Here is a 22,235-nt window from a genome sequence, read left to right on the forward strand (position 1 = left end):
GACCAGATGGGGTCCCATGCCGACCAGTTCCCGTCCCAGCGCGTCCGGTGCGGCGCGGTGATCACCGGTTTCCTCCCCGGCTGCGGCGCCGCGGCCAGGCTCGTCTGCTTCCCCGGCCGCCACGGGCCCGCCCCGTTCCACCGGCCCGCCGCCCGGATGCTGGCCCCCGAGGTGGACGTGCTCGCGGTGCGGTACCCCGGTGCGGTGTGGGCCGCCGGTGACGTGGCACAGCTGGCGAGTCGCGCGGTGCCGTCGGTGCGGGCGCTGCCCGGCCTGCCGGTGCACCTGTTCGGCCACGGGCGGGGAGCGCTGGTCGCCTTCGAAGTGGCCCGCCTGCTGGACGCCGCGGGCGACCCGGTGCGCGGGCTGATCGTCGCGGCCGGTGCCCCCGAACCGGTGCGGGCGCCGGGCACCCGGCTGAGCTGCCCGATCTTCGCCCTCGCCGGCGACGGGGATCCGGACTGGCCGGCCGGACCGATGTCGGCCTGGCGGGAGTGCACCGACGGCGGGTTCGAGCTGGAGGTCTTCGGCGGCGGACCGGGGTTCCTCGGCACGTGCGCGTCCACCGTGGTCACCGCCATCCGCGACCGGATCCTCCCACCCCCTACCTGAGAGCTACCGCGGAAGTCAGCTCCACCGGGGGACGCCGGGCACCGCCCCGGCGCCGTAGTTTTCCGGTGAGCACGGAGGGGAGCGGGCCATGACCGGACTGCGGGACCGGGCCGACCTGGCGGAGCTCACCGCCGAGTCGGCCATCCAGCTCTACGAGCGCTACCTCGATGCCCTGCGGGCGGCCGGGGAGGAACAACGCGAACTGCACCAGCGCGGCATGGTCGCCCGGCTCGACGACGTCGAAGCCGAACTGCTCTACCTGCAACTGCGGGAACGCCGCCCGGACCGCGTGGTGGAGATCGGCGCCCTCCACGGCTGGTCCACCGCCTGGATCCTGCGGGCGCTGCGGGACAACGGAACCGGGCAGCTGCTCACCATGGACCTGCGGGACACCGCCGCGCACACCGTGCCACGCGACCTGTCCCGCCACCGGTGGCGCTTCTGCAAGGGGGACGTCAGGACGCTGAGCCGGGACTGGGTGCGCGACGTGGACTACCTGGTCATCGACGCCGAGCACAGCAGGCGGTTCGCGCGGTGGTACGTGACCGAGGTGCTGCCCGATCTGGCCATGGGCGCGCAGGTGGCCGTCCACCGGGTCCACCGCCGTCGCCGCCCGTTCCCGTGGAGCGAGGGCGCGGTGCTGCGGGCCTGGCTCGAACGGCGGAAACTGCGTCACTTCACCGCTTCCCGCGCCGCGGCCCCGGACGTGCACGAGCGGATCGCGCAGTTCCGCCGGAAGCACGGCCTCGCGGTGCACCGCGGCACCCGCGATCCGATGGTGTTCTTCCGGATCGGGAGCCGTGGCTGAACCGGGTGCGGCAAGATCGTTCCGTCCGCGCCGAACCGGGAACCGAGGAAGTGACGATGCCGCCGCGTAGGTCACCGTGGGCGCGGTACCCGTTGCGGGGGCAGCGGTCACCGGCGCCCGGTCGTGGCCCGTGGCCGGCCTGGTTGCCGCAGGTGCTGGCCGGTGCCTGTGCGATCGCGCTCGCCGTGCTCGGTGGCGCGCAGGGACCGGCGGCGGTGCCCGGCGCGCCGGTCGCCGGTGCGGTCCTGTTCGCGGTGCTGCACGCGGGGCCGCTGCTGGTGTGCCTGTACCGCCCGCTCACCGGCTGGTGGCTTTCGCTGGTCGGGCAGGCGGTGCTGAGCGAGGTCGTCCGCGACGGCGCCGCCGGCCCGGTCTGGGCCGAGGTGGGTGTGCTGGCCCACCTGTGCGTGCTGGGCTTCGCCGGGTGGCGCGTGCGGCCCGCGTGGCTCGCCGGGATGTGGTTGCTCACCACGGCCGCCGGGGTGGTGCTGGCGCTGCGGATGCCGCCGGGGGACCACCTGTCGGACCTCGAGGAGGTGGGCGCGTTCTCGGCGGTGGTGCTGATCGGGGCGGGCGCGCTGCGCAGCCGGGCGGAGGCGTGGCGGCAGGTCGCCGCGCAGCGCGCGCTGACCGCGGGTGAGCAGCAGCGGCGGGCGGTGCTGGAGGAACGCAGCCGGATCGCGCGTGAACTGCACGACGTGCTCGCCCACCACATGTCGGTCATCGCCATCCAGGCCGAAGCCGCGCCCTACCGCGTGCCGGACCCGCCCGAGCCGCTGACCGAGAGCTTCGCCACCATCAAGACCCACGCCCAGGACGCGCTGATGGAACTGCGGCGGGTCCTCGGGGTGCTGCGGGCCGAGCACGGCGAGCCGAGTTCCGCGCCGCAGCCGACGCTGAGCCGGGTGCCGGAGCTGGTCGCGGGCGCGGAGAACGCGGGGCTGCGGGTGACCACGGTGGTCAGCGGGGAACCGGTGGCCCTGCCCTCTGGCGTGGAGCTCTCGGCGTACCGGATCGTCCAGGAGGGGCTGAACAACGTCATGCGGCACGCGCCGGGGGCCGAGGTCCGGGTGGAGATCGGTTACCGTCCCGGGCGCCTGCGGCTGGAGGTGGTCAACGGCCCGGCGAAGGGGAAGGCCCGGCGGGTCGCCGGCGACGGGCGGGGGCACGGCGTGGTCGGGATGCGGGAGCGGGTGGGCATGCTGAAGGGTGAGCTGCGGGTGGGCGGGACGCCGGACGGTGGTTACGCGCTGGAAGCGGTGCTGCCGCTGGGACGGGAGGAGGGCTGATGGCCGTCCGGGTGCTGATCGCCGACGACCAGGAACTGGTGCGGGAGGGGTTGTCGGTGCTGCTGGCCGCGCAGCCGGGCATCGAGGTGGCCGGTGAAGCCGCCGACGGCCGGGACGCCGTGCGGCAGGTGGCCAGGCTGCGACCGGACGTGGTGCTGATGGACGTGCGGATGCCGGACGTCGACGGCCTCGAAGCCACCCGGCTGATCACCGCCGAACCGGACGCGGCCACCAAGGTGCTGGTGCTGACCACCTTCGACCTCGACGAGTACGTCTTCGAGGCGCTGCGGGCGGGCGCGAGCGGTTTCCTGCTGAAGGACTCCTCGGCGGGCGCGCTGGCCGAGGCCGTCCGGGTCGTCGCCGCGGGCGACGCCATGCTCTCACCCGCGATGACCAAACGGCTCGTCGCCGAGTTCGCCCGCCTCGGCACCCCGCGGTTCCCGCCACGCGTGCGCCTGGACGAGCTGACCGAGCGGGAAACGGAGGTGCTGGCGCTGCTGGCCCGTGGCCTGTCCAACGCCGAAGTCGCCGAAACCCTGGTGATCGCCGAGCAGACGGTGAAGACCCACGTGAGCCGGATCCTGGCCAAACTCGGCCTGCGCGACCGGACGCAGGCCGCCATCTTCGCCTACGAGGCCGGCCTCGTCCGCCCACCCACCTGACCCCGGCGGACTCGTCCTACCGGCTGCCGGTTTCTCCACGCCGACCGTGCTCAGGTGGTGCTGCCCGCCGGGTGCGCACCTCGGCGTCAGGTCGCGGCCGGGGCGCCGGTTTCGGTCAGGAAGGTGGTCAGTTCCTCGGCCAGGCGCCGCGGCTGGTCCTCGGGGATCAGCGTCCACGAGTCGGCGATCTCGACGTAACGGCTCCGCGGCAGCAAGTCCGCCAGGCGGCGCCCGTGCTCGGCCGGCATCATGCGGTCCTCGGTGGCCCACACGACCAGTGCGGGGCGGTCGAACCCGCCCAGTGACCGGCTCCAGTCCAGCAGCACGCGCCGGCGGGGTGCGGAGGTGGCGAACTTGACCAGGTCGCGGCGGATCGCCCGGTCGCGCCGGGCGGGGGCGAACCAGTCGTCGAGGATCGGGCCGGGGATGCCGCGTTTGCTGAGGATGCCGTAGGCGCGGGGGTTGCGGCGGAACAGCTCGGTGGCGAACAGCCTGGTCAGCAGCCAGCTGCCGCCCGGGATCCGCAGCAGGGTCACCAGCGGCCGGACCGGGCGCGGCGGGAAGTTGTCGAAGGCTTCGCAGGCGATGAGGACCAGCCTGCCGATGCGGTCCGCGCGCCCGGCGGTGACGGCGAACTGGGCGCCACCCCAGTCGTTGACCACCAGGGTCACCTCCGCCAGTGCCAGGCGGTCCAGGAATTCGGCGAGCAGCAGGGCCTGACCCCACTGGGACAGGTCGGCCCCGGGCTTCATCGGGGTGAGGTGGGCACCCATCGGCAGCGTCGGCAGGACGCACCGGTAACCCGGCAGCAGCGGGACCACCTTGCGCCACTGGGTGCCGGTCATCGGAAAGCCGTGGGTGAACACCAGCACCGGCCCGTCGCCGCCGGTGTCGGTGTAGTCGATGGGCCCGGCGGACAGCTCGATGCGCGGCAACGCGGCCTCCTCTTGATAGATCGCTCTACCGAGGATGGTAACGCGCCGGTGCACCGCCGATGGGCTGTTTTCCCAGGAAGGTCAGCCGGGACACCTCGAGGCGGACGCGATCAGCTCGGCTGTCGCGTCGCCGTGCTGGTAGAAGAAGGAGTGCGCGCCGGGCATGGTCACCGTGCGGGCCCGCGGGCACGCGGCCGTCAGCCGGCCGAGCCACGCGCGTGGCGCGAAGGCGTCGTGCTCACCCCGCACCAGGAGGACGGGGCAGGAGACCGCGCCGATCAGCTGCTCCGGTGCGTCCCGCCGGGCCGACCGGAGGAAGCGCGCCATCTGCCGCGGCCCGCCCCGCAGGTAGTACGGCCAGGTGACCGGGATTTCCCCGGGCGGCTCGTGCCGGGAGTTGCGGACGAAGGCGCGGGCCAGGGCGGGCAGGCGGCGCAACGACGGCGGGAGGGTCGGCCCGATCAGCACCAGTGCGCGCACCAGGTGCGGCACCGCCACCGCCGCGTGGAGGGCGGCCTGCGCACCGGTCGAATGCCCCACCAGGACCACCGGCTCCTCGGGCACCGCGGAAAGCCAGGCGCCCACCGCCTCCCCGACAGCGGGTACCTCCGCCGGGCACGGCCGCGGTGGCCGGTGCCCGAAACCGGGGAGGTCGAGCAGGAACGCGCGGGTCCGGGTGCCGCAGCCGTCCAGGGTGCCCACCAGGTAACCGAGCGCGCCGAGCCCGGGGACGAGCACCACCGGAGCGCTGCCCCGGTGCGCCGAGCCCGCTTCGAGGCTGCGCACCCGCCGGTCGCCCGCGACCGTGTCCCAGCGCACGCGACGGGGGGTACCGGCGCAGGGGTTCACCGGAGGCCGCGCCGTGGCGTCTGCTCGGCGACACCGTGCCGGAGCGGGGTGCCGGACTCGGCCGCGGTGCTCTCCGACACGGGTGACCCGGTCGAGTGCTGGGCGGGCCCGGGGGCCCGGCGGGGATCGCCGTCCGTGGGCTCGGCGCCCGCGTCGAGCTGGGCCAGCCTGGCCCGCAGCACCTCCAGCACCGGGAGCCGGTTGCCGTGCCGTTCTTCGTGGTCGACGAGTTCACGCAGGTCCGGTGCGGACAGGCCGCGGATGCGGTCCCGCACCGCGCCGAGCGGCAGCTGGTCGAACTCCGGGAATGATTCGGTCATGCCCGGCGGCTACCCGAAGCCGGTGAGGTCAACCGTGCCGGAGTGGGTATCCGCCCGCCATGATCGAGGTGGACAGGCCGGGTTACGTGCTCCCGTTCCGGTGCGACGGCGAAGCGGAGCTGACCGAACTCACCGCCTACCTCGGCCGGTTGTCCCGTCACGCGGAAGTGGTGGTGGTCGACGGCTCGGCGCAGCCGTGGTTCGACCGGCACGCGCGGGCGTGGGGACACCTCGTGGAGCACTGCCGCCCCGATCCCGGCCTGCGCTGCGCCAACGGAAAGGTCGCCGGGGTGCGCACCGGCCTGCGCCGCGTCCGGGCCGCCCGCGTGGTCATCGCCGACGACGACGTCCGTTACGAACCGCACCAGCTCGGCGAGGCGGTGCGCCTGCTGGAGCACGGCGACCTCGTGGTGCCGCAGAACTACTTCCGGCCCCTGCCGTGGCACTGCCGCTGGGACACCGCCCGCACCCTGCTCAACCGGGCCTTCGGGCACGACTACCCGGGCACCCTGGCCGTGCGCCGCGAAGCCTTCCACCGACTGGCTTGCTACGACGGGGACGTGCTGTTCGAGAACCTCGAACTGATCAGGACCGTCCTGGCGCGCGGTGGCACGGTGCGCCACGCCCCGGCGCTGCTGGTCCGGCGCCTGCCACCCGACGTGCGGACGTTCCTGTCCCAGCGGGTGCGCCAGGCGTATGACAGCTTCGCCCAGCCCGGACGGCTGGCCGCCGAACTCGCCATCCTGCCGGTGGCCGCGGTGCTCACCCGGCGGGGCGCGGCCGTGGCGCTGCTCTCCGCGCTCGCCGCCGCCGAAGCCGGGCGGCGGCGAGCGGGTGGCGCCGCGGTCTTCCCGGCGGACTGCGTGCTGTGGACCCCGTTGTGGCTGGCCGAACGCGGCGTGTGCAGCTGGCTGGCGGTCCTGCAACGCCTGCTGCGCGGTGGTGCGGGTTATCGGGGCGGACGCCTCAAGGTCGCCGCCCACGCGGTGACCCACCTGGCGCGCTCGCGTGCCGCGGGGTGAGGCCCGGTCAGCCGCGAACCCGGCCGGGGACCACGGCCGCGTCTCGCGGTGCGGAGCCGGGGGCGGCCGCTGTCCCGGGGCGCCGTTCCGCGGCCGGTGCGCGTTTGGCCAGCACGGCGATCCCGGTGGCGGTGAGGCCGAGCGCGAGCACCTCACCGGCGAGCGCGTCGGGTCCGACGTTGACGCGTTCGCCCAGCCACCCCACCCCGACCGCGATACCGGTCAGCGGATTGAGCACCACCATCACGCCGAGCGCCGGAGCGACCGCCACGCCGGCCCGGAACGCGTACTGGCTGAGCACGAACGCGCAGGTGGCGCAGCCGGCCACGGCGTAGACGGGCCAGTCGGTGAGCAGCGCCGGGACACCGAGGCGCAGGTCCTCGGTGGCGAGCTTGGCGATCCCCGCGGTGACGCCGAACAGCACCCCGGTCGCCGACGCCAGGCTCAGGGCCCGTGCCGTGCCCCGGCACCGGCCCGCGACCGCGAGGCAGGCGCCCACCACGACCAGCACGCAGCCGCCCAGCAGGAAGGTCTCGCCGGTGCCGGGCACCGAGCGCCCGGGGGTGGGCTCGGCCAGCAGCAGGAAGGTCGCCAGCCCGCCGGCGCAGAGCAGCGCGCCGAGGAGCACGATCCGATCGGGCCAGCGCCGTCGCAGCCATCCCGCGCTGAGCACGGCGAACAGCAGGTCGAGCACCAGCACCGGCTGGACCAGCGTGACCGACGCGCGGCTGAGCGCGGCCCAGTGCAGCACCACACCGGCACCGTTCAGCACCAGCGAAGCCAGCCAGACCGGCTCCCGCACCAGTGACCGGAGCACGCCGAACCGGCCTCCGGCGCGGCGGGCGACCCGGTGCTGCAACGCGCCGCTCGTGCCGAACGCCGCCGCGGCGCACACCGCCATCGCCATCGCCGGCCACACCGCCGCCGGTTCGGTGGTCACGCGGCACCACCACCCCGCCGGACCGGCGGTGTCTGGATCACGTCGCCTGGTGCCTTCCAGTCGTATAACGTCCTATACGGCACCGCTCTGTCATTCGTAGAGGTCGTCCGCGGCTTCGCGGTTCGCGTTCTCCCGCTGTTGACCGGGTAGGGCGCCGTCGTTCTCCGCCAGCCGGTCGTCCTGCTCGGTGCCGGATTCCTCGGCCTCGGGCTTGCGGTGGGTCGCCTGCTGTTCCGTCCTGCGTTCCATGCCCGGGGCGGTACCCGCCGAACGGACGCGGTAATCCGGCGAGCGCGGGAAATCCGGGGTGGCAGGTAGCGGACAGGCCCGGGAAGGTCCTCGTCGTGGCTGGCTAGCGTGCTCGCGAGTCGTCGTGCGGAGGAGTCGTCAGTGGACAGCAGGCAGTTCAAGATCGCGCGGGCGATCATGTTCGCGCAGGCCGCGGCCTCGTTCGGGATCTGGGTGGTGCAGGTGCTGACCGTCAGCTCGCGCCTCGAGCACAACCAGGAGGTCGCGGGCTCGGTCTGGTTCGTGGTCGTGCTCAACCCCCTGATCGCCGCCCTCGTCGCACTGGCCGCCGCATTGCTGACGCGGCGGTGGGCGCGTGGCCTGGCGGCCGTGCTGGAGGTGGTGGGCGCGGTGGGCGCGCTGATCAGCGTGAGCACCGGGTTCTACCAGGCCGTGGTGGCGGTCCTGCTGGCCGTCGGCGTGCTGGTGCTGCTGGCTTCCGGTGCCTCGCGTGCGGCGCAGCCGGCATGAGGCGCCCGGTCCGGCTGGCGGGTCTCGCCAGTGCCGTCGTCCTGCTCACCGCCGGCTGCGCCGGCCCGGCGCCGATGCGGTGCAGCGGCGGTTTCTGCCGGGGACCCGCCTACCAGCCGAGCACCGCCACCCGGATCGAGAACGGCGTCGTGGCCGTGCTGAGCGTCATCGGCCTCGTGCCGATCGTGCCCCGCAGCGCCAACGGCCCCGCCCGCCGGACCATCCGCGACTGATGGTGCCCCGGGTCACGGCACTCCTGACTGTCTGATGTAGACGCCGAGGCGGTCGGCCGCACCGGCGGTGCAGCCGCTCGCGGAAAGTCCCAAGTGGACGGACAGGGCATCGGCGTCGATCGCTCGTCACGGCATCAGCGCCCGGACGGCGGCACCGGCCAGGCGGCCGGCCGAGCCGCCCCGAGGACCAGCCGGGTCCAGTCGCTGGTCCACCGGGCCGCCGGGCAGCGCGGGCGGGGGCGGCGCGCTGCCCGGCCGGCACCCGAGCGCCCGGCGTGGAGCCGAGCGAGTGCCCGGGGTTCCCCTTATGCTGGGCACCGCCACGAACGACCCGGGTGTGACCGGCGTGGACGGAGGGGGATTCGGTGACTCAGGCCGGCGGTGCCGACGTGTTCGCCGTGGAGGACGAGACGGGCCGCGACCTGGCCGCGGTGGACTGGGCGGCGACCCCGCTCGGCCGCCCGGCGGACTGGCCGCAGAGCCTGCGGACCGCGGTGAGCATCCTGCTGTCCTCGCGCTTCCCGATGTGGATGGCGTGGGGTCCCGAGCTCACCTTCTTCTGCAACGCGGCCTACCGGCGCGACACCCTCGGCCGCAAGTACCCGTGGGCGCTGGGCAGGCCGGCCACCGAGGTGTGGGCGGAGATCTGGGACGACATCGGCCCGCGCATCGAGACCGTGCTGACCACCGGGCGGGCCACCTGGGACGAGGCGCTGCTGCTGTTCCTGGAGCGGTCGGGTTATCCGGAGGAGACCTACCACACGTTCTCCTACAGCCCGCTGCGCGACGACACCGGCACCGTGGTCGGCATGCTGTGCGTGGTCAGCGAGGACACCGAGCGGGTCATCGGCGAGCGGCGGATGGCCACCCTGCGCGACCTCGGTTCCGATCCGAGCGTGGTGCGCACCGAACGGGAGACGCTGGCGTTCTCCAGCAGGCAGATGGACCGCAACGCCCAGGACCTGCCGTTCACCCTGACCTACCTGTTCGAGGACGGCGGGTCCGCCCGGCTCGCCGGGAGCACCGGGTTCGCCGCGGCGCACGCGGCCGCTCCGGCGACGCTGTCCGCGGACGAGCCGGACCCGGTGTGGCCGGTGGCCGCGCCCGCCCGCGGTGAACCGGCGGTGGTCGACCTCGATTCCGGCAGCGGGTTGCCCGCCGGCGCCTGGCCCAGACCGCCGGCCCAGGCGCTGGTGGTGCCGCTGCAGCAGCAGGGCGGTGCGCCCTACGGCTTCGTGGTGGCCGCGCTGAACCGCTACCGGCCGCTGGACGAGGGCTACCGCGGTTTCGTCGAACTGGTCGCCGGGCACCTCTCCGCCGGCATCGCCAGTGCCCGCAGCTACCAGGCCCAGCAGCGCCGGGCCGAGGAACTGGCCGAACTCGACCGGGCCAAGACGGCGTTCTTCTCCAACATCAGCCACGAGTTCCGGACCCCGCTGACGCTGATCCTCGGGCCGGTGGCCGAACTGCGCGACCGGCTGGGGGAGGCGGACCCGGGGGTGCGCGCGGAGCTGGACGCGGTGCACCGCAACGGGTTGCGGCTGGGCAAGCTGGTCAACACCCTGCTGGACTTCTCGCGCATCGAGGCCGGGCGGATGCAGGCGAGCTACCAGCCGGTCGACCTCGCCGCGGTGACCGCCGACCTGGCCAGCGTCTTCCGCTCCGCGATCGACAAGGCGGGCCTGAGCTTCGAAGTCGACTGCCCGCCGCTGCCCGAGCCGGTGCACGTCGATCGCGGCATGTGGGAGAAGGTGGTCCTCAACCTGCTCAGCAACGCGCTGAAGTTCACCTTCGACGGCTCGATCACGGTCTCGGTGCGCGCCGGGGACGGAGAAGCGGTGGTCACCGTCGCGGACACCGGGGTCGGGGTGCCGGCCGCGGAGATGCCGCGGCTGTTCGAGCGGTTCCACCGCATCGAGAACACCCGCTCCCGGTCCAACGAGGGCAGCGGCATCGGCCTCGCCCTGGTCCAGGAACTGGTGGGGCTGCACGGCGGCACGATCACCGCGGACAGCACGGAGGGGGAGGGCACCCGCTTCACCATCCGCCTGCCGTTCGGCTCGGCCCACCTGCCCGGGAGCAGTGGCCCGCCGTCCTCGGCCGCGGGTGGCTCGGCCGATCCGTACGTGCAGGAAGCACTGCGCTGGCTGCCCGGCGAGACCGCCGACGCGATCCCGGCGGACGTGCGGGACGACGGCAGCGCCGGAAGCGGTCCGGTGGTGCCGTCGAAGGTGCTCATCGCCGACGACAACGCCGACATGCGCGAATACCTCACCCGGCTGCTGTCCGGGGCGGGGCACGAGGTGCGGGCGGTCAGCGACGGGGAGGAAGCCCTGGCGGCGATCCGCGCCGAGGCCCCGGAGCTGGTGGTCAGCGACGTGATGATGCCCCGCCTGGACGGGCTGTCCCTGGTCGCCGCGCTGCGGGCCGATCCGCGCACCGTGGCGGTGCCGGTGCTGCTGCTCTCCGCCCGCGCCGGGCAGGAGGCCTCCATCGAGGGCCTGCGGGCGGGTGCCGACGACTACCTGGTCAAACCGTTCGCGGCAGCCGAACTGCTGGCCAGGGTGCGGGCGAACGTGGAGCTGTCGCGCCTGCGCAACCACCACGCGCGCTGGCGTTCGGCGTTGATCGATTCGCTGCAGGAGGCCTTTTTCGTCTGCGACGAGAACGGCGCCGTGGTCGAAATCAACGCCGCTTTCACCGAAATACTCGGCTACGGCCCCGAGGGACTGCCCTACGCCCCGATGCACCCGTGGTGGCCGGACGCGGACGCCGACCGGGAGGCGCACCAGCAGGTCGCCGCGGCGTTCACCGGGCTGGTCAACCGCGTCCACGGCAGCCACACCCTGCCGGTCACCCACGCCGACGGCCACCGGCTCTGGATCAGCGTGCTGTTCAACCCCGCCAGGGACCCCGAATCCGGGCGCACGGTGGTGGTCGGCACCTTCCGCGACGTCACCGCCGAGCACTACGCCATCCAGCGGGAAACCGCACTGGCCGCGCTGAGCGTGCGCCTGTCCCAGGCAAGCGGCGTGACCGAGGCCCTGACCGGCGCGATGGCGGAACTCCAGGACCTCTGGCACGCCGACCGCGTGTCGGCCGCGATCCTCACCGACCGCAGCAAGCCGGTGGTGCTCAGCACCGAGGCCGGGTGGTCGTGGGACGACCTGCCGCCGGAACGCCGGGAGGCGCTGGCCGCGTTGCGCGAGCGCCCCACGCTGAGCCCGTCCCCGCCAGAGGACGGCTGGACCGGGGTCACCCTGGAACACCCGGACGGCCTGCTGGTGCTGTGGCTGGACCTGCCACGGCACCGCCCGTTCACCGGCCAGGACGACCTGCTGCTGTCCCTGCTCGCCGGGCACCTGGCCCAGGGCCTGAGCCGCGCGCACCAGCTCGACCAGCAACGCGAAACCGCGCTGGCGCTGCAACGCGCCATCCTCGGGCCGTCCCAGCTGCCCGAGGGCTTCGCCGTGCGGTACGAGCCCGCGGCCCGGCCGCTGGGCATCGGCGGTGACTGGTACGACACCGTGCCGCTGCCGGACGGGCGCATCGGCATCGTGGTCGGGGACTGCGTCGGCAGCGGACTGGGCGCCGCCGCCGTGATGGGGCAGCTGCGCAGCGCCTGCCGCGCGCTGCTGCTGCAGGAGGCCGGTCCCGCCCGCACGCTGATGGCGCTGGACCACTTCGCCGCCGGGGTGCCCGGTGCCGGGTGCACCACGGTGTTCTGCGGGGTGCTGAACCCGGAAACCGGGCACCTGGCCTACGCCAGCGCCGGGCACCCGCCTGCCATCCTGGCGCACCCCGACGGCTCCACCGCCCTGCTGGACCAGGGTGGTTCCACCCCGCTCGCGGTGCGGCCGGGAGCCGAGCGGCCCGAAGCCGAATGCGTGCTGCCCGCCCGCGCCACCCTGCTGATGTACACCGACGGCCTGGTCGAGCGGCGCCGCCGGTCGCTGAGCGCCGGCATCGACGAGGCAGGCGAAGCGGTGCAGGACGGCCGCGACAGCGCGCTCGACGACGTCGCCACCCAGTTGATGGAGCGGCTGGCCCCCGAAGAGGGCTACGAGGACGACGTCGCGGTGCTGCTCTACCGCCACCCCGCCCCGCTGGACCTGATCTTCCCGGCGGACGCGGCCCAGCTCGCGCCGGTGCGGAGGACCCTGCGTGGCTGGTTGCGCCAGTGCGGGCTGTCGCCGGACGTCTCGCAGAACGTGCTGCTCGCCGCGGGGGAAGCCTGCGCCAACGCGATCGAGCACGGTTACCGCCGCCAGTCCACCGGCGAAACCGTGCGCCTGCGGCTGGAGACGCTGGTCAGCGACCTCCGCCTGACCGTGGTGGACACCGGCGGCTGGAAGACGCCGGACCCCGAAGCCAATCCCTACCGCGGCCGCGGCATCGCCCTGATGCGCGCGGTGATGCGGCAGGTCACCGTGACCCCCGGCCCCGCGGGCACCACCGTCGACATGCACCTGAGGATCCCCTGATGACCACACCGGCTCCGCTGACCCTCACCCGCGCCCGGAACGCCGACGGCACCGAGGTGCTCAAGGCCGCCGGTGAGATCGACATGACCAACAGCGCCACCTTCGCCGCCGCACTGGACGAGATCCCGGGCCGGTTCATCGTCGACCTCGCCGAAGTCGACTACCTCGACAGCGCCGGCCTGAGCGTGTTGTTCCTCTGCGCGGACCGCGTCGAGCTGGTGGTCAACCCGCTCCTGTCGTCGGTGATCACCTTCTCCGGACTGGCCGGGTTGACCACCGTGCACGGCCTGAACAGCTGAATCCGCTTCAGTTTTACTGGGCGGTATGTCGGGTATGTCACCCACCATGGTGGGTGATGAGGTGGACGTGGAGTCGGTGTTCCCGGAGTTGCGTGACGAGCTGCGCGTCGACTGCACCGATGAGGACGAGCCGGTCCTGCGGCGCGCCGACGGCAGCGCCATCGACACCTGGCGGGAGAACTACCCGCTGGACGAGCTGATGTCGCGCCAGGAGTACGACGCGGTCAAGCGGCCGTTGCAGATCGAGCTGCTGAAGATGCAGTACTGGGTCAAGGAAACCGGGCAGCGCATGGTGATCCTGTTCGAGGGCCGCGACGCGGCGGGCAAGGGCGGGACCATCAAGCGGTTCACCGAGCACCTCGACCCCCGTGGTGCGCGGGTGGTGGCGCTGGACAAGCCGTCGGAACGCGAGTCGGGGGAGTGGTACTTCCAGCGGTACGTGCGGCACCTGCCCACCGCCGGGGAGATCGTGTTGTTCGACCGGTCCTGGTACAACCGGGCGGGCGTCGAGCGGGTGATGGGTTACTGCACCACCGAGGAGTACCAGCGGTTCCTGAGCCAGGCGCCGGTTTTCGAGCGGTTGCTGGTCGACGACGGCGTGCTGCTGATCAAGCTGTGGTTCTCGGTCTCCCGGTCGGAGCAGCGCACGAGGTTCCTCATCCGCCAGGTCGACCCGGTGCGGCAGTGGAAGCTGAGCGCCAACGACATCGAGTCGCTGGGCCGGTGGGACGACTACACCCAGGCGAAGGTCACCATGATCCGCGCCACGGACACCGAAAGCGCGCCGTGGACGGTGATCAAGAGCAACGACAAGAAGCGCGCCCGGATCGAGGCCATGCGCAGCGTGCTGGCCAGGATGCCCTACACCGGCCGGGACGACGACGTCGTCGGCACCCCGGACCCGCGGATCGTGGGCCCGGCCGACACCCTGCTCGAGCCCGGTGAGGACCCGTCGGACCTGAGCCCGACCCCCATCGTCTCGGACGCCGAACCCGAGCACGGCCCAGGCGAGCACCCGACCCGCCTGGTGCCCAGCTCACTCTGACGCCGGCTCGGTCACTCGGTGGCGTTGAAGAACGCGAGGGCCTGAGCCGCCATGCCGCCGGACGGCAGGCTGTGCCCGGCGCCCTGCACGCTGATGGCCTCCACCTGGACGGTGCCGGCGGCATCGGCGTAGCGGCGGCGTTCCCAGCTCGGCTGCGGTTCGTCGGTGGAGGTGGGTGCCTGGCTCAGGCCGAACACGTTGGTCCACTGCTCGATCTCCTCCTGCAGCAGGGAATACGGCACGAGCGTGTCGGCGGTGCCGTGCCACAGCTGCATCCGCGGCCGGGGCCCGGAGTAGCCGGGGAACGCCTGCCGGACCGCGTCGCCCCACTGCTGCGGGGTGCGGTTCATGCTGCCGCCGGTGCACTTGCTCTGCCCCGGCGGGAAGTCGGCGGCGTTGGCGAAGCAGTTGAAGGGCACGCCCATGAACGCCGCGCCCGCCTTGAACACGTCGGGGTAGAGGGCGAGCAGGTGGTTGGTCATCATGCCGCCCGAGGAGGACCCGGTGGCGAAGACCTTGTTCGGGTCACCGCCGTGGGCCTGCTGGGCGTAGGTCACCATGGAGGCGATGGAGACCGGGTCGCTGCCGCCACCGCGTTGCTTGGCCGCGGCCGACCAGGTGTCGAAGCACTTCCCGAAACCGGCCTGCTGCTGGGCGCTGGGATAGATGACCAGGAAACCCTGCTGGTCGGCGAGCGAAGCGAATTCGCTGCCGGCGTGGAAGCCGGGACCGGAGCCCCCGCAGCCGTGCATGGCGACCACGATCGCGGGCTTGGCCGGGCGGGAGTCGGGCACGTAGAGGTGCATCCGCATCCCACCCGGGTTGGCCCCGAAGTTGGTCACCTCCACCAAGGACGCGGCGGACGCCACCGGGGGGAAGATTCCGGTGAGCGCGACCAGCAGGGTACTGACGAGTGCCACGAGCGCCGTTCTGATCATCGTCGACCTCCGTTCGGCGGCCCCCTCCCGCTCGAAGATAGGCACTTTCCAGACGGTCGTCACGATTCTGGCGTACTTTTCACCTGATGGGAGCGCTCCCAATATCTTGAGCGGGGGCGTGGGCGAACAAGCTGCTTCGCGGAGCGTGCCCTTGCGGTTGCTGATCGCCGCGCTGGGCCTGGAACCCCCGCCGGTTACGCGGGTGGTGCCGCGGGCTCGTCAATAGGGCTCACGCGCCCCGGTTTTTCATTGTGACTACGGCGAAGACCTCGATGTCAAGGCGGGAAAGATGCCTTGACATCGAGGTCTTCGCCGTGTTTTTGGCGGTGGACCGGGGCGGGGTGGGGGTCTGGGCGGCTGCTTCTGGTTGGGTGCCCGGCCGCGGGTTTGGGTGGTGGGGTGTGGGCGGCTGTTTCTGTTGTGCGCCCCGGCCTTGGGTTGGGTGGTGGGGTGGGTGGTTGCTCCGGTTTGGGTGCCCGGCCTTGGGTGGGGGTGTGGGTGGTTGCTGGGTGGCCCGGCTGGCGGTTGGGTTCGCCGGGGAGTTGTTTGTGTTCGGCCTGCTTCCGGCGGCGGCCCCACGGCGTCCGCCTGGTGCGCCGGTTCGCGTTGGTGGCTACGTCGCCCCGATGCGCCAGTGCCGCGCCTGTTCGTACTGCCTGCTGATGCGTGCGAAGGTCCCGCCGGTGCGCAGCAACTCCGCCGGTGTTCCGGCTTCCACGACCTCACCCGCGTCGAGGGAGATCACCTGGTCGGCGGCGGCGAGGGTGGCCGGGCGGTGCGCGATCACCAGGACCGTGCGATCCGGGTCGGCGCCCAGGTTGGCGATGGCCTGCGTGATCGCGGCCTCGTTCTCCGGATCGAGCGCGGAACTGGCCTCGTCGACGAGCACGACCCGTGCCCGCTTGAGCATCGCCCTGGCGATCGCGACCCGCTGCCGTTCCCCGCCGGAGAGCTGGGCACCGGCCTCACCGACCCGCGTCTGCCATCCACCGGGCAGGCGTTCGATCACCTCGTCGAGCCGGGCCGCTCGCGCCACGTCACGGAGTTCGTCCCAGGTCGCTTCGGGCCGGGCGAGGCGCAGGTTGTTCTCGATGGTGTCGTCGAACAGGTAGACGTCCTGGAAGACGATGGCGATTTCGTCGAGCAACCCGGCCGGATCGAGCTCGCGCACGTCGACACCGCCGACGGACACGGTTCCCGCGTCCACGTCGAAGAACCGGGCCACGAGCCGGGTCACGGTCGTCTTCCCGGACCCCGACGGGCCGACCAGCGCGGTGGTCGAACCCGGCGGACAGCGCAGTGACACGTCCCGCAGCGCGGGGGCGGCACCGCCGGGATAGGTGAAGGTGACGTGGGAGAGTTCGACGACGGGCTCACCGATCTCGCGCACCGGTTCGTCCGGCACCGGCAGCGCGGGCGTGGCCAGGAGTTCTTCGAGCCGGGAGATCTTGTTGGTCATCGCCCGGAGCGCACCGACGAGGTCGATGAGGTTGCCCAGTGGTTGCAGGAACCGGGCGGCCAGCACGAGCAGGACGATCGCCTCGGCGACGTCGGCGCCGTCGCCGAGCAGGAGTCCGGCGACCAGGGCGAGCACCGCGACGAATCCGGCCGCCACCACCCCGGTGTAGGTGAAGAACGGCCGCCGGGCGCGGTCCATGCCGTCCCGGTAGGCCCGGCGGTGTTCGTCCAGCGCGGCGTGCATCCGCGGAGTGCCCTCGGCGTGCCCCGCCGCCCGCAGGACGGGCTGGGCCTGGCCGAGTTCGATCGCCCGCCCGGCGACGTCGGCGGTGGCGCGCTCCAGCTCGATTTCGGCCTCGGCGGCGACGTGCGCGGCCCGGCGCAGCGCCCACGAGGCGACGAGCGCGGTCAGGCACAGCAGGCACGCCACCCGCCAGTCGACGGCGAAGGTGATGGCCACGACCGTGGCCGGCAGCACGGTCGAGGTGATGATCGGATTGCCGATCACCACCGCCAGGTGGGCGGCGTCGCCGATGTCGGCGGTGACCCCTCTGGCGAGACGGGCCTTGTGCGCCGCGGTGAACCAGCCCAGTGGCAGCGAGCTGACGTGGCGCATCAACCGCCGTCGCAGTTGCGCCGCGAGCGACCCGGCCGCGGCGTAGCCGACCGGGTCGGCGAGGACGCTGAGCGTTCCGTAGGCCACCGCGCCGATCGCACCGAGCACCAGCCACGGCGTGGCGGCTGCGACGTCGGGTTCGGGACGCACCACGGTGTCCAAGATCGGGATCAGCACGCCCAGCAGCAAACCCTGCAACACGGCCTGGGCCGCGGTCAGCGACCACAGCCGCGCCAGCAGCCGCGGATCCGGCCACAACCGGTAGAGCCGGCGGATCACGCGGGCACCCCTTCCTGCGCGGCCCACATCCGGGCGTACCGGCCACCGCGGGCGAGCAGCTCGCCGTGGCGGCCCCGCTCGGCCAGCCGTCCGCCGTCGAGCACGAGGATCTGGTCGGCACCGGCGATCGTGTGCAGCCGGTGGGCGATGACGAGCACCGTCTTGCCCGCCGCCAGACCGGCGAGCGCGTCCTGGACCGCGGTTTCGCTGTCCGGGTCGAGTGCCGCGGTCGCCTCGTCCAGCACGACGATCGGCGCCCCGGACAGGATCGCCCTGGCGATCGTCAGCCGCTGCCGCTCCCCGCCGGACAGGGCGCCCCCGCCCGCGTCGAGCGGGGTGTCGTAGCCGCGGGGAAAGGCTTCGATCACGTCGTGGAGGTGCGCGGCGGCCGCGGCTTGGCGGACTTCCTCGTCGCTCGCGCCGGGCCGTCCGATCCGGATGTTCTCCGCCACGCTGTCCCGCAGCAGCGCGACGTCCTGGAACACCAGTGACATCGACGCCAGGAGATCGGCCGAGCGCATCGCCCGCACATCGACCCCGCCGATCCGGATCGCCCCGCCGGTCACGTCGTAGAAGCGCGGCAGCAGGCCGGCGAGGGTAGTTTTGCCCGCCCCGGACGGGCCCACGATCGCGGTCACCGTGCCCGGCGGGCACACCGCGCTGATCCGCTCGACCGCCGGGGTCTTCCCGTCGTAGGAGAACGAGACGTCGTCGAACTCGATCCCGTGACCGTCCGGTGTTTCCGGGGCAGTGGGTTCCGGCAGCGCGCGGCGGGACAGCAGCCGTTCGAAGTTGGCGGCCCCCATCCGGCCCTTGCGCACCCCCTGGGCGGCGGACACGGCCGGGAGGATCGAGGTCGGCAGCCCGATGGAGACGACCAGGAACGCCACGAGGTCCGCCGCGGTGAGCGACCCGTTCGCGATGAAGGCCAGCCCGGCCGCGGTCACCGCGGTGAGCACGGCCAGCTCCGAGCCGAGCAGCCGCGTGCCCGCCGAGCTGTAGCGCACCTCGGCGACCCACGCGGCGAAAGCTTCGGCGTACTCGTGCACGGCGTCGTCGTAGCGGCGGAGGACCCGTCCTCCGGTGCCGAACGCCTTGACCACCTGGATGCCGTCCGCGTATTCGACGCCGGCCGCGCTGATCCGCCCTTCCGCGGCGATCAGCCGGTTCACGTGCGTTGTCATGGACCGCATCGAAACCCGGTAGCAGATCCCCATCAGGCCCAGCACGCCCACCACGACCAGCGCCATCGGGACGTCGACGGAGAACAGGTAGGCGCCCGAGACGGCCATCACCGTGACCGCCCCGGTCAGCTGCCCCAGCGCGTGGGCGATGACCTCGTGCATCTCCTCCAGGTCGCCGGTCATCGCCCGCTTGACCCGGCCCGAGCCCGCGGCCCGGAACCAGCCCATCGGCAGCGCACCGAGGTGCCGCACGATCCGCACCCGCAGTTCGTGCAGGATCGCCGCGTCCGCGTAGTGCCCCAGGCGGGAGGACTGGACCAGCAGCACCAGCCACAGGGCGGCCCCGGCGGCCCCGATGCCCACCCAGGTCCAGACCACACCGGCTGCTCCGGCCGGGGCTTCGAGCGCGGCCCGTGCGATCTCGGCGGCGGCGAAGTAGGGCAGGATGCCCGCGGCCGCGGACAACGCCGACAACACACCGCACGCGATCAGGTACGACCGGATGGGCGCGAACAGGCGCCCCAGCGCCCCCGGCTCGGCGAGCCCGGCCGGCTCCTCGGCACCCGGGTGGGCGGACTCCGGCGCGGGTGCCGAGTCCGCGCGGTTCTCGGTGGTGGTGCTCAACTCCGGACTCCTCCTGGTTCCTCAGGCTGACCTCACGCCAATCCTGGCTCTTCAAGGCAACTTGATGTCAAATGAGCCCATGAGCAATCCACACGGCGTCTCGATCGGCAAGGCGGCCGCCCTCTACGACCTGGCGCCGTCGACCGTGCGGTGGTGGGAGTCCCGGGGCGTGCTGCCCGAGCCGGCGCGCGTCAACGGGCGGCGGGTCTACACCGAGACCGAGCTGCGCCGCATCGGCCTGGCCTACCTGTGCTGCGTGACCGGCGTGATGCCGCTCGACCAGGCGGCCGTGGTGACGTCCGGTGAGCGCAACGAGGAATGGCGGCGGACCGTGCGGCACCACGCCGGGGTGCTCGAAGAGAAGATCCGGCAGCTGCGGGACGCCCGCGAGTACCTGCTGCACCTGCTGCAGTGCCCCGACGACGACATGGTGAACGAGTGCTCGTGGCTCGACGACGAGGTGAGGCGGCACACACCACGCGGGCGCCTCGCGGCGCCGGGCTTTGTCGACGCGGCCCGGTCGCTGCCCGCGCCCGGTGACGAAACGCGTGACGAAACACCCGGGTCGCCGGATCGCTGCACCGTCTGCGGTGGCCGCTTCACCCAGCCTGCCGTCGGCCGGCGTCGCCGGTACTGCTCGCGTGCGTGCCGGCAACGGCACCACCGGCAGAAGGCGCGTCCGCGATCGGCGCCTTAGCCGTCGCTTCGAGGATTTCCGGTGGCAGGGCGTCCTCGGCGAAGAGGCCGACGAGGACGGCGATCGGGAGCGCGGTCATCCCGCCCCGCCATCGAGCAGCCAGTGGTAGCGCAGCCGCAGCGCCCGCTCCGTGCTGGCCAGCGCCGTGACCAGGCCGACCGCGATGTTGGCCCACACCGGCAGGTCCACGGGTGAGGTGAAGGTCCCCAGGTGCGCGGCGATCGGCGCCGGCTGGGTCAGCTTCTCCAGCAGTTGCATGGCCAGGACGGCCAGGGAGCCGAGGAGCACGACCCAGGAGAAGGTGCTGATCCCGCGGCTGAGCCCGGGATGGGCGCGGTCGAGGTGCGCGCGGCGCCCTTCGGCCGAGACGCGGTCCGGGGAAAGCTGGTGCTCGGCCCCGTCGGCGGTCACGTAGTGGCACCGCTTGAGCCCGAAGGCGCTCTGCTTCACCTCGATCTTGCCACCGGGAACGGGGAAGGCGGCCGGGAGCCGGGACCGGGCGTGGTGCCTGCCGTCGACGTACAGATCGGCGTTGGCGTAGCCGTCGGAGTCGGTCCGGTGGTGCCGGACGTCCACGGCGTACACCGTGTGCCCGCCGTCGGCGTCCGGCAGCCGGAGGTAGAACAGGGCCCGGCCGAGCAGCTGCCACCAGCGGAACCGCGGCAGCGCGTGCCCGTCGCCGGGCTTGACCCGCCGGGCCGCCCGGCGAGCGCGCACCTCTTCGAACACGGCTCGCCTCACGCGCCCGGTTCCGCGGCGCAGGCGAGGTCCCGCGCGGGCCGCTGCCCGGTGGTCAGGAACTTCGTCGCCGCGTCGTTGGCGCACTGGTTGCCGCCCCACGGGTAGAGCCCGTGCCCGCCCTGGCCGGCGGTCACCAGCGTGGCCCGCTGCCCGAACGCCCGCCGCAGGTCACGGGCCCCGGCCAGCGGGGTGCCCGGGTCGCGTTCGTGCTGCAGCATCAGCACGTTCGACGGGCCGCGGTCCCCGATGCGCACCGGCGGTTCGGGGCGCTCGTCCGGCCAGAAGGCGCACGGCCCGATGCTGGCCGTGGACCCGCCCAGCATGGGGTAGTTGATCCGGTCGGCCGCGACCGCCCGCTGGTAGTGCGCGAGCGAATCCGGCCAGCGCGAATCCGCGCAGATCACGTACAACCGGGCGGACATGGAGTTGTCGCGGTCGGTCACCGGCGGCAGCGGCACCGGCTGGTTCGCCTCGATCGCCTGCCAGGTCTTGGCCAGTGCGGGCAGGGCGGCGTCGCTGTAGAGGTATTCGAAGGTGAGCCCGCGGAAGGCCAGGCCGGTCACGCCCCGGACCGGGGCGGCGTCCAGCCGCCTGGCGAGGTCGAAGTACTTGGCGGTGACCTGTTCCGGAGGGGTGCCCAGGCCGTACTCGGGGTGCGCGGCGGCGTAGGCCGCGAAGTCCGGGAACCGGTCTTCCAGGCCGCGGGCGAACCTGCGCATGGCCGTGACGTCGTACCCGCCGGGGCCCAGATTGCTGTCGAGCACGATGCGGTCGCCGCGGTCGGGGAACATCGTCGCGTACACGGCACCGAGGTAGGTCCCGTAGGAGGCGCCGAGGAACGAGATCTTCTGCTCGCCCAGCGCCTGCCGGATCCGCTCCAGGTCACGTGCGGTGTTGGCGGTGGTGGTGTGCGGCAGCATCTGCGCGGTCGGTGAGGTGGCGCACTGCTCGGCGATGGTGCGGGCGTACCCGGCTTCACGGGCGACGTCGGCCGCGTTGTGCGCGTACGGGGCGAAGGCACCTCGTGCCTGCTGCTCCGGGGTCAGCTCGCAGGTCACCGGGGTGCTGCGGCCGACGCCACGCGGGTCGAACCCGATGATGTCGTAGGCGTCCCGCACCTGCTGGGGCAGTCCGGAGGCGGCGAGCAGGGCGGGGTAGCCGAGCCCCTCGCCACCGGGGCCGCCGGGATTGGTCAGCAGCACACCGCGGCGCTTGGCCGGGTTCTCGCTCGCCAGCCGGGAAATCGCGATCTCGATCTGCTTCCCGCCGGGATTCCGGTGGTCCAGTGGAACCTCCAGGGTCGAGCACTCGAGCCGCGGTGCGGCGACCCCCTCCGGGCACGCGCCCCACGGCGAGGTGCTCGCGGCCGCCGACGCGGCCGGAACGGCGGTCGCCACCACGGCGGTCGCGGCGAGGGCGATCGGCAAGGTCCTGCGCATCC

At 73.1% G+C, this 22,235-nt stretch carries 21 protein-coding genes; 11 read left to right on the forward strand and 10 right to left on the reverse strand.

Going from position 1 to position 22,235, the window contains the following annotated elements; translation table 11 throughout:
* Positions 1 to 6: 6 nt before the first annotated feature.
* From AC07EG_RS21795 to AC07EG_RS21810, 4 genes are all read left to right on the forward strand, one after another.
* Positions 7 to 612: a thioesterase II family protein gene (locus tag AC07EG_RS21795; RefSeq protein WP_478254971.1), complete on the forward strand. Its 606-nt coding sequence runs from the start codon at positions 7 to 9 to the stop codon at positions 610 to 612.
* Positions 613 to 700: 88 nt separating this feature from the next.
* Entirely contained in the window at positions 701 to 1,420 is a 720-nt protein-coding gene (locus AC07EG_RS21800) for a class I SAM-dependent methyltransferase (RefSeq protein ID WP_478254972.1), read from the forward strand.
* 56 nt (positions 1,421 to 1,476) lie between these two features.
* On the forward strand, positions 1,477 to 2,709 hold the full coding sequence (locus AC07EG_RS21805; protein WP_478254973.1) for a sensor histidine kinase: 1,233 nt from the start codon (positions 1,477 to 1,479) through the stop codon (positions 2,707 to 2,709).
* Positions 2,709 to 3,371, forward strand: coding sequence for a response regulator (locus tag AC07EG_RS21810; RefSeq protein ID WP_478254974.1), 663 nt, complete (start codon positions 2,709 to 2,711; stop codon positions 3,369 to 3,371). The genes AC07EG_RS21805 and AC07EG_RS21810 overlap by 1 nt, the downstream gene beginning before the upstream one ends.
* Positions 3,372 to 3,457: 86 nt before the next feature.
* Here the strand turns inward: AC07EG_RS21810 and AC07EG_RS21815 are convergent, their stop codons facing one another.
* The 3 genes from AC07EG_RS21815 to AC07EG_RS21825 all read right to left on the reverse strand — a co-directional run bounded on the left by AC07EG_RS21815 (position 3,458) and on the right by AC07EG_RS21825 (position 5,475).
* Entirely contained in the window at positions 3,458 to 4,306 is an 849-nt protein-coding gene (locus AC07EG_RS21815; protein WP_478254975.1) for an alpha/beta fold hydrolase, read from the reverse strand.
* Positions 4,307 to 4,387: 81 nt separating this feature from the next.
* Entirely contained in the window at positions 4,388 to 5,125 is a 738-nt protein-coding gene (locus AC07EG_RS21820; RefSeq protein ID WP_478254976.1) for an alpha/beta fold hydrolase, read from the reverse strand.
* 26 nt (positions 5,126 to 5,151) lie between these two features.
* Complete coding sequence (locus tag AC07EG_RS21825; protein ID WP_478254977.1) at positions 5,152 to 5,475, reverse strand: DUF8129 domain-containing protein; 324 nt, start codon at positions 5,473 to 5,475, stop codon at positions 5,152 to 5,154.
* 59 nt (positions 5,476 to 5,534) lie between these two features.
* Here AC07EG_RS21825 and AC07EG_RS21830 point away from each other — a divergent pair, with 59 nt between their 5' ends.
* Positions 5,535 to 6,497, forward strand: coding sequence for a glycosyltransferase family 2 protein (locus AC07EG_RS21830; RefSeq protein ID WP_478254978.1), 963 nt, complete (start codon positions 5,535 to 5,537; stop codon positions 6,495 to 6,497).
* Positions 6,498 to 6,504: 7 nt separating this feature from the next.
* Here AC07EG_RS21830 and AC07EG_RS21835 read toward each other — a convergent pair whose 3' ends face one another.
* The gene (locus tag AC07EG_RS21835; protein WP_478254979.1) at positions 6,505 to 7,437 is read right to left on the reverse strand and encodes a DMT family transporter; all 933 of its coding nucleotides are present in this window, start codon (positions 7,435 to 7,437) and stop codon (positions 6,505 to 6,507) included.
* A 90-nt stretch (positions 7,438 to 7,527) separates the two neighbouring features.
* A complete protein-coding gene (locus AC07EG_RS21840) occupies positions 7,528 to 7,686 on the reverse strand; it encodes a hypothetical protein (protein WP_478254980.1) in 159 nt (52 codons plus the stop codon).
* A gap of 141 nt (positions 7,687 to 7,827) precedes the next feature.
* Here AC07EG_RS21840 and AC07EG_RS21845 point away from each other — a divergent pair, with 141 nt between their 5' ends.
* The 5 genes from AC07EG_RS21845 to ppk2 all read left to right on the forward strand — a co-directional run bounded on the left by AC07EG_RS21845 (position 7,828) and on the right by ppk2 (position 14,257).
* A complete protein-coding gene (locus tag AC07EG_RS21845) occupies positions 7,828 to 8,196 on the forward strand; it encodes a hypothetical protein (protein ID WP_478254981.1) in 369 nt (122 codons plus the stop codon).
* Positions 8,193 to 8,429 (forward strand): hypothetical protein, encoded by a 237-nt coding sequence (locus AC07EG_RS21850; RefSeq protein ID WP_478254982.1) that lies wholly within the window; start codon positions 8,193 to 8,195, stop codon positions 8,427 to 8,429. Before AC07EG_RS21845 ends, AC07EG_RS21850 begins: the two co-directional genes overlap by 4 nt.
* A gap of 365 nt (positions 8,430 to 8,794) precedes the next feature.
* On the forward strand, positions 8,795 to 12,913 hold the full coding sequence (locus AC07EG_RS21855) for a SpoIIE family protein phosphatase (protein ID WP_478254983.1): 4,119 nt from the start codon (positions 8,795 to 8,797) through the stop codon (positions 12,911 to 12,913).
* The gene (locus AC07EG_RS21860; RefSeq protein ID WP_478254984.1) at positions 12,913 to 13,212 is read left to right on the forward strand and encodes an STAS domain-containing protein; all 300 of its coding nucleotides are present in this window, start codon (positions 12,913 to 12,915) and stop codon (positions 13,210 to 13,212) included. The genes AC07EG_RS21855 and AC07EG_RS21860 overlap by 1 nt, the downstream gene beginning before the upstream one ends.
* A 46-nt stretch (positions 13,213 to 13,258) precedes the next feature.
* Entirely contained in the window at positions 13,259 to 14,257 is a 999-nt protein-coding gene (gene ppk2 / locus AC07EG_RS21865) for a polyphosphate kinase 2 (protein ID WP_478254985.1), read from the forward strand.
* A gap of 11 nt (positions 14,258 to 14,268) precedes the next feature.
* Here ppk2 and AC07EG_RS21870 read toward each other — a convergent pair whose 3' ends face one another.
* The 3 genes from AC07EG_RS21870 to AC07EG_RS21880 form a co-directional block, all read right to left on the reverse strand.
* Complete coding sequence (locus AC07EG_RS21870; RefSeq protein ID WP_478254986.1) at positions 14,269 to 15,177, reverse strand: extracellular catalytic domain type 1 short-chain-length polyhydroxyalkanoate depolymerase; 909 nt, start codon at positions 15,175 to 15,177, stop codon at positions 14,269 to 14,271.
* Positions 15,178 to 15,808: 631 nt separating this feature from the next.
* A complete protein-coding gene (locus AC07EG_RS21875; protein ID WP_478254987.1) occupies positions 15,809 to 17,548 on the reverse strand; it encodes an ABC transporter ATP-binding protein in 1,740 nt (579 codons plus the stop codon).
* Positions 17,545 to 19,356, reverse strand: a complete 1,812-nt coding sequence (locus tag AC07EG_RS21880) for an ABC transporter ATP-binding protein (RefSeq protein ID WP_478254988.1) — start codon at positions 19,354 to 19,356, stop codon at positions 17,545 to 17,547. The genes AC07EG_RS21875 and AC07EG_RS21880 overlap by 4 nt, the downstream gene beginning before the upstream one ends.
* A 79-nt stretch (positions 19,357 to 19,435) precedes the next feature.
* Here AC07EG_RS21880 and AC07EG_RS21885 point away from each other — a divergent pair, with 79 nt between their 5' ends.
* Complete coding sequence (locus AC07EG_RS21885) at positions 19,436 to 20,053, forward strand: MerR family transcriptional regulator (RefSeq protein ID WP_478254989.1); 618 nt, start codon at positions 19,436 to 19,438, stop codon at positions 20,051 to 20,053.
* A gap of 75 nt (positions 20,054 to 20,128) precedes the next feature.
* Here AC07EG_RS21885 and AC07EG_RS21890 read toward each other — a convergent pair whose 3' ends face one another.
* Both AC07EG_RS21890 and AC07EG_RS21895 read right to left on the reverse strand, forming a co-directional pair.
* The gene (locus AC07EG_RS21890; protein ID WP_478254990.1) at positions 20,129 to 20,794 is read right to left on the reverse strand and encodes a hypothetical protein; all 666 of its coding nucleotides are present in this window, start codon (positions 20,792 to 20,794) and stop codon (positions 20,129 to 20,131) included.
* On the reverse strand, positions 20,791 to 22,233 hold the full coding sequence (locus AC07EG_RS21895; protein ID WP_478254991.1) for an alpha/beta hydrolase: 1,443 nt from the start codon (positions 22,231 to 22,233) through the stop codon (positions 20,791 to 20,793). The genes AC07EG_RS21890 and AC07EG_RS21895 overlap by 4 nt, the downstream gene beginning before the upstream one ends.
* Positions 22,234 to 22,235 lie beyond the last annotated feature (2 nt).

This window comes from Amycolatopsis sp. NPDC045836, assembly GCF_056431745.1.